At 69.1% G+C, this 14,660-nt stretch carries 11 protein-coding genes, 4 tRNA genes and 1 riboswitch; of the genes, 5 read left to right on the top strand and 10 right to left on the bottom strand.

Annotated features, from left to right (window positions below):
* Positions 1–39: 39 nt before the first annotated feature.
* The 8 genes from ACYVKI_RS03765 to ACYVKI_RS03730 form a co-directional block, all read right to left on the bottom strand.
* Complete coding sequence (locus ACYVKI_RS03765) at positions 40–303, bottom strand: phosphoribosyl-ATP diphosphatase (protein WP_460688992.1); 264 nt, start codon at positions 301–303, stop codon at positions 40–42.
* 65 nt (positions 304–368) lie between these two features.
* Positions 369–869 (bottom strand): 6,7-dimethyl-8-ribityllumazine synthase, encoded by a 501-nt coding sequence (ribH, locus tag ACYVKI_RS03760; RefSeq protein ID WP_460688991.1) that lies wholly within the window; start codon positions 867–869, stop codon positions 369–371.
* Positions 866–3,001: a 3,4-dihydroxy-2-butanone-4-phosphate synthase gene (gene ribB, locus ACYVKI_RS03755; protein WP_460688990.1), complete on the bottom strand. Its 2,136-nt coding sequence runs from the start codon at positions 2,999–3,001 to the stop codon at positions 866–868. Before ribB ends, ribH begins: the two co-directional genes overlap by 4 nt.
* 5 nt (positions 3,002–3,006) lie before the next feature.
* The gene (gene ribD / locus ACYVKI_RS03750) at positions 3,007–4,188 is read right to left on the bottom strand and encodes a bifunctional diaminohydroxyphosphoribosylaminopyrimidine deaminase/5-amino-6-(5-phosphoribosylamino)uracil reductase RibD (protein ID WP_460688989.1); all 1,182 of its coding nucleotides are present in this window, start codon (positions 4,186–4,188) and stop codon (positions 3,007–3,009) included.
* Between the two features lie 238 nt (positions 4,189–4,426).
* Positions 4,427–4,557, bottom strand: a riboswitch (FMN riboswitch).
* Between the two features lie 69 nt (positions 4,558–4,626).
* A tRNA-Gly gene (locus tag ACYVKI_RS03745) sits at positions 4,627–4,703 on the bottom strand.
* Positions 4,704–4,729: 26 nt separating this feature from the next.
* Positions 4,730–4,801: transfer RNA gene (locus tag ACYVKI_RS03740), tRNA-Val, on the bottom strand.
* Between the two features lie 36 nt (positions 4,802–4,837).
* Positions 4,838–4,908, bottom strand: a tRNA-Cys gene (locus ACYVKI_RS03735).
* 46 nt (positions 4,909–4,954) lie between these two features.
* Positions 4,955–5,028, bottom strand: a tRNA-Gly gene (locus ACYVKI_RS03730).
* A 257-nt stretch (positions 5,029–5,285) separates the two neighbouring features.
* Here ACYVKI_RS03730 and ACYVKI_RS03725 point away from each other — a divergent pair.
* Genes ACYVKI_RS03725 through rpe form a run of 5 tightly spaced genes read left to right on the top strand, consistent with a single transcriptional unit; the run spans position 5,286 to position 10,400 of the window.
* The gene (locus tag ACYVKI_RS03725; RefSeq protein ID WP_460688988.1) at positions 5,286–6,209 is read left to right on the top strand and encodes a PD-(D/E)XK nuclease family protein; all 924 of its coding nucleotides are present in this window, start codon (positions 5,286–5,288) and stop codon (positions 6,207–6,209) included.
* Positions 6,210–6,249: 40 nt separating this feature from the next.
* Positions 6,250–6,912 (top strand): peptide deformylase, encoded by a 663-nt coding sequence (gene def / locus ACYVKI_RS03720; protein WP_460688987.1) that lies wholly within the window; start codon positions 6,250–6,252, stop codon positions 6,910–6,912.
* Positions 6,913–6,959: 47 nt separating this feature from the next.
* A complete protein-coding gene (gene fmt, locus ACYVKI_RS03715) occupies positions 6,960–8,033 on the top strand; it encodes a methionyl-tRNA formyltransferase (RefSeq protein WP_460688986.1) in 1,074 nt (357 codons plus the stop codon).
* Complete coding sequence (locus ACYVKI_RS03710) at positions 8,030–9,706, top strand: RsmB/NOP family class I SAM-dependent RNA methyltransferase (protein WP_460688985.1); 1,677 nt, start codon at positions 8,030–8,032, stop codon at positions 9,704–9,706. Before fmt ends, ACYVKI_RS03710 begins: the two co-directional genes overlap by 4 nt.
* Before the next feature lie 16 nt (positions 9,707–9,722).
* A complete protein-coding gene (gene rpe / locus ACYVKI_RS03705) occupies positions 9,723–10,400 on the top strand; it encodes a ribulose-phosphate 3-epimerase (RefSeq protein WP_460688984.1) in 678 nt (225 codons plus the stop codon).
* An 89-nt stretch (positions 10,401–10,489) separates the two neighbouring features.
* Here rpe and nrdR read toward each other — a convergent pair whose 3' ends face one another.
* On the bottom strand, positions 10,490–10,993 hold the full coding sequence (gene nrdR / locus ACYVKI_RS03700; protein ID WP_460688983.1) for a transcriptional regulator NrdR: 504 nt from the start codon (positions 10,991–10,993) through the stop codon (positions 10,490–10,492).
* Between the two features lie 127 nt (positions 10,994–11,120).
* Positions 11,121–14,660, bottom strand: a complete 3,540-nt coding sequence (dnaE, locus tag ACYVKI_RS03695) for a DNA polymerase III subunit alpha (RefSeq protein ID WP_460688982.1) — start codon at positions 14,658–14,660, stop codon at positions 11,121–11,123.

Below are 14,660 nucleotides of genomic sequence, written 5' to 3'. Positions count from 1 at the left end.
TGCCAGTGGGGTCATGGAGTGACCGGCGTCGCCGGCGGATCAGAGATGTCGATAGACGTCCTCGAGGCTGAGCCCCTTGGCGAGCATCATGACCTGGAGGTGATAGAGCAGCTGGGAGATCTCCTCCGCGGCGGCCTCGTCGGACTCGTACTCGGAGGCCATCCACACCTCGGCGGCCTCCTCGACGATCTTCTTGCCGATGCTGTGGACGCCGGCGTCGAGCGCGGCGACGGTGCCCGACCCCTCGGGGCGGCTTGCCGCCTTCTCCGCGAGTTCGGCGTAGAGCTGGTCGAAGTTCTTCACCGTCCCAGGGTATGCCTTTCTGCGGGTCGAGGACGACTCCGCCCCGTGACGCGTCACATCCCCGGTCATGAGGTGATCCGGGCCACCTCGACGGCGGCCGAGACGGCGGCGTGCGCAGCTTCGAACCCTTTGTCCTCCTGTGATCCCTCCAGGCCCGCACGGTCCAGGGCCTGCGGCTCGTCGTCGCAGGTCAGCAGCCCGAAGCCCACGGGCACTCCAGCGTCCAGGGCGACCCGCAGCAGACCATCGGTGGCGGCCTGGCAGACATAGTCGAAGTGCGGGGTGCCGCCACGGATGACGACGCCCAGGGCGACGACGACGTCGTGCCGAGCAGCCGCGGCGGCGCTGATCACCGGCAGCTCGAAGCTCCCCGGCGCCCGGATCAGCGTCACATCATGGATCCCGACGTCGTCCAGGAAGCGGCGGGAGCCGGCGATGAGGCCGTCCATGACCTCGGTGTGCCAGCGGGAGGCGACCACGGCCACGCGCAGCGGCCTCTCGGCCGCGGCGGCCCGCAGCTGCTCCAGCTCGGCGGCGTCGATCTCAGGGGTTCCGGTGCTGCTCATCTCTCTCCTTGTTCATCGAGCGGACGCGTACGCTCCGCCGGGTCCTCATGATCGGTGACCTGTTCCTCCGCCGCGGCGGGCTCGTCGAGGTCGCGGGTTCCGCGGTCCTCCAGGCCGAGGTGGTCCATCAGGTGACGCATGCGGTCCCGTTTGGTGCGCAGGTAGCGCCGGTTCTCCTCATGGACCACTCCGTTGGAGGGGGCCTGTTCGACATCGAGGCCCGCCTTCAGCAGAGACTCCACCTTGTCCGGGTTGTTCGTCAGCAGGGTCAGCCGAGTGATCCCGCAGCTGTGCAGGATCGCCGCGGCACCGGTGTAGTCGCGCAGCTCAGCGGCCAGCCCCAGCATCTCATTGGCCTCGACCGTGTCCGCCCCGTCCTCCTGGAGGCGGTATGCGCGCAGCTTGTTGGCCAGTCCGATGCCGCGGCCCTCGTGGCCGCGGAGATAGAGCAGGTGGCCGCCGTCGCGCTGGATGGACTCCAGCGCCGAGGCCAGCTGGGTCCCGCAGTCACATCGGTGGGAGCCCAGCACGTCCCCGGTGACGCACTCGGAGTGCATGCGGATCAACGGCCGCTCCTCGGCGGGCCCGGATTCGGAGGCCGGGCGCGAGCGCGCGGAGATCAGCAGGTGTTCGTGGCCGGTGGCGTGCTCGGTCCACACCTGGGCGGCGAAGATGCCATGGTCGGTGGGCAGGGTGACCAGCGGACCCGGGGTGACCAGCGCGCTGGACTCCTCCTCCGGGTTCTCCCAGGAGGCCTGGACAGCATCCATGACGGCGTCAGGGTTCGGCTCGCCGCCACGGTAGGCGATCAGGTCAGCGATCGAGATCAGGGCCAGCTGGTGGTCGTCGGCGAACTCGCGCAGCGCCGGCAGGCGCATCATCCGGCCGTCGTCGTGGACCAGCTCGGCGATGACCCCGACCTCCGGGTGTCCGGAGAGTCGGCAGAGGTCGACCGCGGCCTCGGTGTGACCGTCGCGGCCCAGCACCCCGGCGTCGTCAGCGATGAGCGGGAACAGGTGCCCGGGCCGAGTCAGGTCCTCAGCACCGGTGGCGGCGTCGGCCAGCAGCGCGGCGGTGCGCGCCCGATCGGCGGCGCTGATGCCTGTGGTGACCCCGGTGGCGGCGTCGCAGCTGACCGTGTAGGCGGTGCCCTTCGGGTCCTCGTTGGCCTGCACCATCGGCGGCAGCCGCAGGTGGTCGGCCCGCTCCCGGCTCATCGGCACGCAGACCACCCCGGAGGAATGACGCACGGCGAAGGCCATCAGCTCCTCACTGGCCGCGGCCGCCGGGAAGATGATGTCGCCCTCATTCTCCCGGTCGGCGTCGTCGACGACGACGACGGGGCGCCCCTTGGCCAGCTGGTTCAGCGCGACCTCGATCGGGTCGAGCACCGGGGACGGGGTCTCCGGACGACGGACGGCCGGCACCGGCGACGCGGCGCTCTCCGCGCTGACCGTAGTCTCCGCGCTGACCGTACCCTCCACGCCGGTCGTACCCGCCGCGTCGGTCAGCGCTGGGGCGTCTGCCGCGTCCAGGTCGAGCATCCGACGGGTGTACTTGGCCAGCACATCGACCTCGAGGTTGACCTGACCGCCCTCGGGCAGGCCGCCCAACGTGGTCTCGGCCAAGGTGGTGGGGATCAGCCCCACTTCGAACCACGCCTCGATGGCCCCGGGAGCGGAGACGGACGTGACCGTCAGCGACACCCCGTCGACGGCGATCGATCCCTTCTCCGCGATGAACGGGGCCAGCTCACGATCCACCGCGAAGCGATGCCGCCCGTCGTGGTGGTCCCGGTCGAGGAGCGTGCCCATCCCGTCGACATGGCCCTGGACCACATGCCCGTCCAGCCGCGCGCCCGACGGCAGGCACCGTTCCAGGTTGAGCCAGTCGCCGACGTCGAGCTGTCCCATCGTGGTGCGCTTGAGAGTCTCGGCGATGAGGTCCACGGTGACCGTCTCGCCGTCGATGTCGGTGGCGCTCACGCAGACGCCGTTGACGGCGATGGAGCCGCCCAGGGCGAGCCCCTCGACGTGGCCCGGTGCGTCGAAGGTGAGTCGCTCGACCCCCCGGGCCGGGTCCGGCCGCCGGGAGAGCACCCGTCCGAGGCCTGTCACAATTCCGGTGAACATGCTGTTCAGCTGCTCCTGTCTGTCTGGGCACCGCTCGGGTCGACCGGTGCCTGTGCTGTCGGCGGGGATGCCGGCGAGGATGTCGGCGAGGATGTCGGCGGGGACGTCGGCGAGACCCCGGCGCCCACCACCGGCTGGAGGTGGACGCAGACGTCGTCGTCGAGGACGCCGACCGCTCCCCCCTCGGCGGGGTCCAGGGTGAATCGACGGGCCTGTGCCAACGTGGTGACGCCGATGTCACCGACGCTGGACGGCCCTGCACCAAGAATCAGCGGTGCCTGGTAGGCGAAGATCTCGTCGACCAGGTCCTGGGCGAAGAATGCGGCCAGCACCCGTGAGCCGCCCTCGACGAGAACATGGCGCACCGGGTGACCCTGATGCTGGATCTCCCCCAGGCGCTGCAGGGCCTCCAGCGGATCATGGGTGCGCAGCTGCACCCATCCCTGTCCCTCCGGACGGCCCTGACGCAGCCGAGCGCTCTCTGGCAGCGGCCTGAAGCCCATGACACAGCGCAGCGGCTGGCGATCGGCGCCCGTGCCGTCGGGCAGCCGGGCGGTGAGGCGGGGGTCGTCCACTTCCGCGGTGTTGCTGCCGACCAGGATCGCGTCGATCCGCTGACGGATGCGATGAGTGTGCTGCCGCGAGGTGGCCGAGGTGATCCACTGGCTGGTCCCGTCCGCCGCAGCGATGCGACCGTCGAGGCTCTGGGCCAGATGGACGGTCACGAAGGGACGGCCCTGGCGACGCGCCTGGGCCCAGCGGTGGTTGATCGCCCGGCAGTCCTCAGCGAGGACCCCGGCGGCGACCTCGACACCGCCGGCGCGCAGCACCTCGGCTCCGCCGGAGGCGTCCGGAGTCGGATCATCGACGCCGTAGAGGACCCGCCCCACGCCGGCGGAGAGGATCGCCTCGGTGCACGGAGGCTGGCGGCCGTGGTGGCGACAGGGCTCCAGGCTGCAGTACAGCGTCGCGGACGAGAGGTCGACCTCCGGTGCACAGTCGGCGATCCGGCGCAGCGCGTCGCGCTCAGCATGGAGATGCCCGGCACCGCGATGGTGGCCCACTGCCAGGACCTCCCCCTCCGCGGAGACCAGGACGGCTCCGACGAGCGGGTTCGCGCCGCGGGGCCCCTGGTAGGCCGCCTCCACCGCCTGACGCATGCAGCTCTCGTCCCGGTGCTCAGCCATGGCCGCCCCTCTCCCGGGCGGCCTCCGTCGAGGCGTCCGACGGAGCGGCGACGACGGGAGCAGCGGGACGTGGGGGTGCTGTGAGCAGGTGCTCGACAGAGGAGAGTCGGCGCAGGGCGTCCATATCAGCCGTGTGTCCTTCCCAGACCCGAGGGTGGAGTCGGCTCCGGGGACGACGAGGCCTGCGCGGCGGCCGATCCTTCCGGGGATGCTCACGGCGCTCCGGTGATGGACCGACCTTCGTGCTTCTCCCATCCAGACTGTGACTGTCGGTACCGGAGTTCCACCGGTTCAACCGGGGCCGCGAACGGCCTCGGGTCGCGGACTTTCACCGCCGGTTCGGACTTTCACCGACCCCGGAGCACGAAGTGTGTCGAGGACCAGTCTGCCACAGACACAGAGAAGGCCCGGAATCCAGAGGATTCCGGGCCTTCGTGCTGGAGCGGATGACGAGATTCGAACTCGCGACCCTCACCATGGCAAGGTGATGCTCTAGCCAGCTGAGCTACATCCGCATGGGTGATCAGTATAGACCACCCAGTGCGCGATACTGGGATCGAACCAGTGACCTCTTCCGTGTCAGGGAAGCGCGCTACCGCTGCGCCAATCGCGCCTATTCAACTGTTCGGCCCGCTGAGCGGCCCGAGCGAGGTGGGGACGGGAATCGAACCCGCGTTGACGGCTTTGCAGGCCGCTGCCTCGCCACTCGGCCACCCCACCGTACCCGTCGCCGGGTGTCGGGATCGACTCCATTTCGAGCCCATCGAGCGGATGACGAGATTCGAACTCGCGACCCTCACCATGGCAAGGTGATGCTCTAGCCAGCTGAGCTACATCCGCACATCGGTTTCCAGCTGACCTCCGAACGAGCCTCTCGGCCTGCCCGAATGTCCGCTTTCCGACGACATGAAACTCTAGCCCAGGCCGTGGCCCCTCGTCCAATCGAGGCGACGTGTCCGCCGTCACAGACACCGCTGTGACCAGGATGATCCGCGTCATGCCGGGGATCAGCCGCTGCAGAATCCGCCCTCACGGCCCCGGGACACGACGTGGCCGCCCCCGGCGACCGACAGCTCCCCATGGCAGACTGGTCGGTGATGACACAGCCCTCACTTGCTCATGCCACTGAGTTCGGCCGGATGTACTCCCGGTCTCTCACCTCCGCCCCCGAGGTCCCCTCGATCACCACGGTGATCGGCCAGGAGCACAAGGACCTCACCGGATGGGCCGGGCACCTGGCCACTGCAGAGCTGATCCAGGACGACCGGCTGTCGGCCGCCGTCGGCTCAGCCTCCCAGCTGCGGACGCTGGCCCGGCACGCCTCCTCGGCCGCGGAGCGTTTCCGGGACGCCGCAGCCCGCCGCGGAGACCGTGTCCACCACTACGCCGAACAGGTCGCACTGCAGGCGCTGGGGCGCCCCCAGGAGGCGTCAGCGGCCCGCGCGGTGCTCGCCGAGCACGGAGAGACAGCCTTCGCCGACCGCTTCGACGAATGGTGGGAGCTCTACGAGGTCCGCCCGATCGCCGCCGAGGTCACGGTGTGGAACCACACCGTCGGCTACGCCGGCACCCTGGACCTGGTCGCCGAGATCGGCGGACGCCTCTGCGTGATCGATTTCAAGACCAAGGGTCTGGACCGGCGGGGACGGGCGAAGCCGCTCAGCGAGTCCGTGGTGATGCAGCTGGTCGCCGGCATGCAGGCCGAGGAACGCCTCACCGATGCGCAGGCTGGGATCTGGGAGCCTTGGACCTACCGCCGGGACTGCCTCCTGATGGCGGTGGCGATCTCCGCGGCCGAAGTGGTCCCCGTCCAGGCATCGCCGGAGGCGCTGAAGTCCCACTGGCACAAGTTCTGGGCCCTGCGTCAGGTCTGGGAGCACAGCCGCCGCGCCACCGAGGCGGGGCCTGCCCTGCGCCCACTGGCCCCTCCGCCCTCCCGGGCCGAGGCGGCGTCGCGGAGCGGCCCCGACGCCGACGCCGCCTCCGTTCCCCCCGTGCCACCTGTCACACCGGCCGCCTGAGGCGCGGGCGACCCCTCGGGTCGGCAGTAGGATCGTGCCCATGGCAGTTCATCCGCTCCGCACCATCGGCGACCCCGTCCTCCGTACCCCCGCGCATCCGGTGGACGAGTTCGACGCCCGCATCGACGAGCTGATCTCCGACATGTATCAGACGATGGATGCGGCCGGCGGCATCGGATTGGCCGCACCGCAGATCGGCGTGGGACTGAGGATCTTCACGTACGACGCCGCGGGAGCCCGCGGGGCGGTGGTCAACCCGCAGCTCACCCTGGCCGGGACGACGGGGCCGACCCCACGCGACCCCGACCATCCCGCCGAGGGGCAGAATCTGCTGCGCGAGGGATGCCTCTCAGTGGACGGTGTGTACGCGCCCGTGGATCGAGCCCAGCGGGTCCTGCTCACCGGCACTGCACCGGACGGCTCCTCCCTGCGTCTGGAGGCCGTCGGCCTGCTGGCCGCCTGCTTCCAGCACGAGATCGACCATCTCGACGGTCGGCTGTTCATCGATCGGCTCACCGGAGACGACCGGCGCCAGGCGATGCGCACCCTGCGTGAGCAGCAGGCCCTCGGCGCGGCGGCGACCAGACCCGACGTCGGCAGACCCGCCCCGACCGGGCGTGGCTCCGGCTCCGGCTCCGGCTCCGGCTCCGGCAGCAGCTTCCTTCGCCCGACCCAGAGACCGACCCAGAGACCGACCCCGTGACCGACCCAGAGACCGACCCGTCCAGGTTCCACATCCGAGAGGACCCGATGACCCCCGCCGCGCGCCCCCGACTCTTCACTGAGGATGAGCTCCACGAGGCCCATGGCGCCGTCACCCGCGATCAGCTCTCCGCCGGTCCCCACGAAGGTCGGGTGCTCTTCGCCGGCACCCCGCAGATCGCGGCCGACTGTCTGCAGTCGCTGCTCGCCGACGGCGTGGCTGTCGTCGGGGTGCTGACCCGCCCCGACGCCCCGGTGGGGCGCCGCCGCCGTCTCACCCCCTCCCCGGTGGCTCAGGCGGCCGACGCGGCCGGCCTGCCCGTGGTCAAGGCCGACCGGATCAATCAGGGGACCCTGGAGGCGCTCACCGCCTGGGACGTCGATCTGGGCATCGTCGTGGCCTACGGCGCCCTGCTCCCCCGGGCCGCGCTGGAGGCCCTGCCCCACGGGTGGGTCAACCTGCATTACTCCGCCCTGCCCCGGCACCGAGGCGCCGCTCCCGTGCAGCACGCGATCCTCGCGCGCGACACCACGACCGCGGCGACGGTGTTCCAGCTCGAGACCGGACTGGACACCGGGCCCATCCACGCGATGTGCGAGGTGCCGCTCGGCCATGGGACCAGCGCCGGCGCCGTGCTGCAGGATCTCACCAGGCTCGGCTCGGCACTGCTGACCGTGCTGCTGCCCGAGCTGCTGCACGGCGCCTCCGAGCCGGTGCCGCAGCGCGGCGAGCCGACCTTCGCCGGCAAGCTCGACCGTGAGGACGCGTTCATCGACCCACGGCAGGAGGCCGAGGCTGCGGCGGCACGGATCAACGCCACCATCCCGGAACCCGGCGCCTGGACCCTGCACGGTGAGCACCGGGTCAAGCTCGGCCCCGCCCGCGTCTATGAGACGGAGCTGCCCGAGCACCTGGCACAGGCCCGGCCCGGCGACGTCGCCCAGGCGCCGCCCGACCGGGAGTCCCCGCACCCCCTGGTGGTGCTGCGCACGGACGATGGCGGCGTCGTCCTCAGCGCCGTGCAGCCCGCCGGCAAACGGATGCTCAGCGCCGCCGACTGGTTGCGCGGTCAGCGCGGCCATGTCGTGCTGGGCGCACACGAGGAGGAGTCCACCGCATGAACGCACGACACAGCCCCGGGAAGCGTCCCGGCGAGGATCGCGGACAGCGCGCCACGGACCGGCGACGCGATGCCGGCGGGCACCAGCGCCATCGGGGCGGTGCCGACGGCTCCCGACCGCCCCGCCGCGGTGAGCAGGCCCCGAGCCGTCGGCGTCGGCAGGCCGATGCCGCCCGCCTGACCGCATTCCGGGTGCTGCGCGCCGTCAGCCGCGACCACGCCTACGCCAATCTCACCCTGCCGACCGAGATCCGCCGGGCCCGGCTCGACCGCCGCGACGCCGGCTTCGCCACAGAGCTCGCCTATGGCGCCCTGCGAGGCCAGGGCACCTATGATCAGATCCTCTCCGCCTGCGTGGACCGACCGCTGCAGGAGCTCGATGCCCAGGTGCTCGATGCGCTGCGCCTCGGTGCCCACCAGCTGCTGGGCATGCGGGTGGACTCCCACGCCGCCGTCTCAGAGACCGTCGCCCTGGTCCGCGGCGAGATCGGCGCCGGCCCCGGAGGGTTCGTCAACGCCGTGCTGCGTCGGGTCAGCGCCCAGGACCGGGAGGCCTGGCTCGCCGAGCTGATCCACCAGCACGGCCTTGCCGCAGGCTCCGATGAGGAGCTCGGTCTGCGTCATGCCCACCCGGCCTGGGTGGTCCGTGCGCTGAAGCAGTCGTTGCGCCTGGCCGACCGCGCCGAGGAGCTTCCCGACCTGCTGGCCGCAGACAACGACGCCCCGGTGGTGCATCTGGTGGACCTCCCGGAGGCAGGACAGCCCCGCCTGGCCTCCGCCGTGGAGGCCGGAGCCGAGCGCAGCGAGCTGCTCACCGGCGCCGCGGTGTTCCGCGGCGGCGACGTCGGACGGCTGCCCGGCGTCCGGGAGGGCGAGCTGCGCGTCCAGGACATCGGCTCCCAGTGGGTCGCCCGAGCCCTCGCCGGGGCCGCAGCCCCGGCCGCCCCAGGCCCAGAGGTCGCCGGGGAACAGTGGCTGGACCTGTGTGCCGGACCCGGAGGAAAGGCCGCACTGCTGGCCGCGCTCGCCTCCGGGCGCGGGGCGCATCTGCTGGCCAACGAGCCGACCGCACATCGGGCGGACCTGGTCCGCCGTGCGCTGTCCCCGGTGCCCGAGGCTGCCTGGTCTGTGCGACAGGGCGACGGCCGCGGAATCGGCGACGACCCGCAGGTGCGCCGACTCATGGCAGACCGGGGCGGCTTCGATCGGGTGTTGGTGGACGCCCCCTGCACCGGCCTGGGAGCCTTGCGACGTCGGCCGGAGGCACGTTGGAGACGCCGCCCCTCAGATCTGGCCGAACTGACCGTGCTGCAGGAGGAGCTGCTCGACGCCGCCGCTGACGTGCTCGCTCCGGGAGGCCTGCTGGGATACGTGACCTGCTCGCCGCACGTCGCCGAGTCCGTGGTGCAGGTCGAGGACCTGCTGCGACGCCGACCCTGGCTGCGCCTGCTCGACGCCCACGACGCGATGCGCCACACGGCGACGCCGGAAGGGGCCCGGCTGCTGATGCCGACCATCGCCGCGGAGTCGGACGGCCCCGTCCCGCCGGCCGAGACAGCCGAGACAACTGACACAGCCGACACAGCCGAGAGGATGGTGCAGCTCTGGCCGCATGTCCACGGCACTGACGCGATGTTCTTCGCCCTGCTGTTCCGTCCCGCCGCTGAGGCCTGACCCCGAGGATCGACTCGTGACGACTTCCACACCACGCCCCCGCACCGCCTGCATCCACCCGAGCATCCTCAGCGCGGACTTCGCGAATCTGGCGGGCGAACTCTCCCGGATCAGCACCGCCGACGCGGTGCATGTGGACGTGATGGACAACCACTTCGTGCCGAACCTGACCCTCGGGCTGCCCGTGGTGGAGTCGATCCGGAAGGCCACCGACCTCCCGCTGGACATCCATCTGATGATCGAGGATGCCGATGTCTGGGCACCGAAGTACGCCGAGCTGGGCTGCGAATCTGTCACCTTCCACGCCGAGGCGGCGAAAGCCCCGGTGCGTCTGGCCCGCGAGCTGCACGCCCAGCAGGCGAAGGCCGCGATGGCGCTGAAGCCGGCCACCGGGATCGACCAGTATCTCGATATGCTCGGTGAGCTGGACATGCTGCTGCTGATGACCGTGGAGCCCGGGTTCGGCGGCCAGGCGTTCCTCGACCTCGTGCTGCCCAAGATCCGACGGGCGCGCCGCGCCGTGGACGACCTCGGTGGTGAGATCGCGATCCAGGTCGACGGCGGAGTCAACGCCGAGACGATCCTGCGCGCCGCCGAGGCGGGAGCAGACACCTTCGTGGCGGGGTCGGCCGTCTACTCGGCCGATGACCCGGATGCCGCCATCGCGGATCTGCGGGCCCTGCTGAAGGACTGATGGAAGAGACTGATCCTCTCCGAGCATGAAAGAACCGGCGGGACTCTCGACCTTCCCCTGAAGAGAGCCCCGCCGGTACAGCTGAGAGTCTAGCGGAAACCGAACCGCGGCTGCACCACGGTGGCACCATCGCCTCCGGCCGGGTGCAGCTCTTCGCGCCGCAGCTCTGCGATGGCCTCCTCGAAGTCGTCCAGGTCGTCGAACCCCCGATAGACGGAGGCGAAACGCATATAGGCGACGACGTCGAGCTTGCGCAGGGGGCGCAGGATCGCCAGTCCGACGTCATTGGCGTCCACCTCGGCGTTGCCGGAGGCGCGGACCGCCTCCTCCACCTCCTGAGCGAGCACCGCCAGATCATCATTGGACACCGGGCGGCCCTGACAGGCCTTGCGCACACCGGTGATGACCTTGGAGCGGTCGAAGGGCTCCGCGGCTCCGGAACGTTTGATGACGTTTAGCGAGGTCGTCTCCATCGTGGTGAATCGCTTGGAGCACTGCGGACACTGCCGACGCCTACGGATTCCGGAGCCGTCCTCGAGCGTCCGCGAGTCCACGACCCGGGAGGAGTCATGCCGACAATAGGGGCAGAACATCTCGGCACCCTCCTCTCGTCCTCATTGGGCACACCGAGTCATCGACTGTGGATGACACCACTATTCTACGCACAACATATAGCCTGCAACAAAAACTCAAGCACAAGATGTTGTGCTTTGAGTGGTGTCATCCCTGGAGACAGCTCGGCCCCAGCAGAACCTTCAGGTCTCCATAGAGCGAGGGTGAGGGCGTCACCTGGTACTCCGGGCCCAGGCGCATCACTTCGACCGTGTCTCCGGAGAGCAGCTGCACGTGCACCTCGTTGGAGCCACGGTGACGCATCAGCACCTCCCCCAGCTGGGTGACGACCTTCTCGCTGGCCCGCTGACTGGGCACCGTGAGCACCACCGGCCCACTGGCCGCCTCGCCGTCCAGCTCCGGCACGATCATCTCCTGGGCGGAGATGGAGACCCCTCCGTCCTCGCGCCGCTGCAGTCGCCCCTTGACCGCCACGACGAGATCCTCCGCGAGCACTGTGGAGATCGGCTGATAGGCCTTCCCGAAGAACATGACCTCGATCGACCCGGCGAGGTCCTCCACCTCGACCTTCGCATACGGATTCCCCGACGACTTCGCGATGCGTCGCTGCAACGTGGTGATCATGCCTGCGATCGTCACCGTCGCCCCATCCGGCGGGCCCTCCTCGCTCAGCAGCGAGGAGATGGACCGGTCAGCATGCTGCGCCAGGACGCGCTCGAGTCCCTGCAGCGGGTGGTCCGAGACGTAGAGACCGAGCATGTCGCGCTCGAAGGCGAGCTTGTCCTTCTTGTCCCACTCCGGCAGATCCGGCACCTGCACCGCGTCGAAATCGTCCATGCCGTCGTCTCCGGTGGACATCGCCCCGAAGATGTCGGTCTCGTACTGCAGCGAGTCCTTCTTCTGCTTCACCGCCTGATCCACAGCCTGCTCGTGGATCTGCACGAGCGCCCGCCGGGTCTGCCCCATCTCGTCGAAGGCCCCGGCCTTGATCATCGATTCGATCGTGCGCTTGTTGCACACGTGCTGAGGCACTTTCTTGAAGAAGTCTGAAAACGAGTCGAAGCCCCCCTGCTCCTCCCGAGCCTCCACCAGGCCGGCGACCACGTTCGCGCCCACGTTGCGGACCGCGCCCATGCCGAAACGGATCATGTCGTCGCCGACAGGGGTGAAGTTCAGCGTGGAGTCGTTCACGCTCGGCGGGGTGACCGTGATCCCCATGCGGCGACACTCCGCCAGATAGAGCGCGAGCTTGTCGCGGTTCTCGCCCACAGAGGTCAACAGAGCCGCCAGGTATTCCGCGGGGTAGTTGGCCTTCAGATACGCGGTCCAATAGGCCACGAGACCGTAGGCGGCGGTGTGAGCCTTGTTGAACGCATAGTCGGAGAAGGGCAGCAGGACGTCCCACAGCGCCTGGGCGGCCTCCTCGGAATAGCCGCTCTCCTTCATGCCGGCGAAGAACCCCACCTGCTGCTTGTCCAGCTCGGCCTTCTTCTTCTTGCCCATCACACGCCGGAGGATGTCCGCCTGACCCAGGGTGTAGCCGGCCACCTTCTGAGCGATCGCCATGACCTGCTCCTGGTAGATGATCAGCCCATAGGTCGTGCTGAGGATGTCCTCCAGCGGCTCTTCGAGCTCCGGGTGGATCGGGCTGACATCCTGTTGGCCGTTCTTGCGCAACGCATAATTGGTGTGCGAATTGGCCCCCATCGGCCCGGGACGATACAGCGCCAGGGCCGCGGAGATGTCCTCGAAGTTGTCCGGGCGCATCAGCCGCAGCAGCGAACGCATGCCGCCGCCGTCGAGCTGGAACACACCCAAGGTGTCACCCTTGGCCAGCAGATCGTAGGCCGGACGGTCCTCCAGGTCCAAAGTCTCGAGGTCGACGTCGACACCCTTGTTGTTGCGGATGTTCTCCAGCGCATCGGAGATGATCGTGAGGTTCCGCAGCCCGAGGAAGTCCATCTTGATCAGACCCAGCGACTCACAGATCGGGTAGTCGAACTGGGTGATGATCGCGCCGTCCTGCTCGCGCTTCATCAGGGGGATGATGTCGATCAGCGGATCCGAGGACATGATGACCCCGGCTGCGTGCACACCCCATTGACGCTTCAGGCCCTCGAGTCCGGTGGCCAGGTCGAAGATCTCCTTCAGCCGCGGGTCCGACGCGAGAGTCTCTCGCATGTCCACTGCCTCGGAGTAGCGCTCGGCCTTCTCGTCGTAGATGTGCGACAGCGGCGTCGGCTTGCCCTGGGCGTCCGGGGGCATGGCCTTGGAGAGCCGGTCACCGGTGGAGAAGGGCTCGCCCATCACCCGAGCGGCGTCCTTCAGCGCCTGCTTGGACTTGATGGTGCCGTAGGTGACGATCATCGCCACACGCTCGTCGCCGTACTTGCGCACCACATAGTCGATGACCTCGCCGCGGCGACGGTCGTCGAAATCGACGTCGAAGTCGGGCATGGACACACGGTCCGGGTTGAGGAAGCGCTCGAAGATCAGTCCATGCTGCAACGGGTCCAGGTCGGTGATGCGCATCGCGTAGGCCACCATCGAGCCGGCGCCGGAGCCACGCCCGGGGCCGACGCGGATGCCGTTCTCCTTGGCCCATTTGATGAAGTCGGCCACGACCAGGAAGTAACCGGGAAAGCCCATCTGGGTGATGACGCCGATCTCGTACTCGGCCTGCTGCCGGACCTTGTCCGGAATGCCGGAGGGGTAGCGGTAGGCGAGCCCCCGCTCGACTTCCTGGATGAACCAGGACTCCTCAGTCTCGCCCTCCGGGACGGGGAAGCGCGGCATGTACGAGGCCGACTCGTTGAACTCCACCTGGCAGCGCTCGGCGATCTCGAGAGTGTTGTCGCAGGCCTCCGGGAAGTCGCGGAAGAGCTGGCGCATCTCCGCGGCCGACTTGAGATAGAACTCCTCGGAGTCGAACTTGAACCGTTTCGGATCGTCCAGGGTGGAGTTCGACTGCACGCACAGCAGCGCCCCGTGCGCCTTGTGGTCGTGCTGATGGGTGTAGTGGAGGTCGTTGGTGGCCAGCAGCGGGAGGTTCATCTCCTTGGCCAGCTTGAGCAGGTCCCCCTTGACCTTGCGCTCGATCTCCAGGCCATGGTCCATCAGCTCACAGTAGAAGTTCTCCTTGCCGAAGATGTCCTGGAACTCCCCCGCGGCCCGCTTGGCCTCCTCGTACTGGCCCAGGTGCAGACGCGTCTGAATCTCCCCCGAGGGGCAGCCCGTGGTGGCGATGATCCCCTTCCCGTAGGTCTGCAGGATCTCACGGTCCATGCGCGGCTTGTAGAAATAGCCCTCGATGGAGGCCAGGGACCCCATCCGGAAGAGATTGTGCATGCCACGGGTGTCCTCGGCCCACATCGTCATGTGGGTGTAGGCACCGCCGCCGGAGACGTCCTTCTCCCCGGCCAGGCCCTCGCCCCATTTCACGCGGCGACGCTCTGAACGGTGCGTCCCCGGCGTCAGATAGGCCTCCAGGCCGATGATGGGCTTGACGTCATACTGCTGGGCCGTCTTCCAGAACTCGTAGGCGCCGAAGAGGAAACCGTGGTCCGTGGTGGCCACCGCCGGCATGCCCAGCCGCTGGGTCTCCTCGAAGAGCTCTCCGATCTTCGCGGCGCCGTCGAGCATCGAGTACTCGGTGTGATTGTGCAGGTGCACGAAATCGCCGGACAT

The sequence above is a fragment of the Nesterenkonia suensis genome (genome assembly GCF_054782935.1).
Note: the sequence above shows the minus strand (reverse complement) of the source record. Positions and strands in the feature narration are given on the sequence as shown.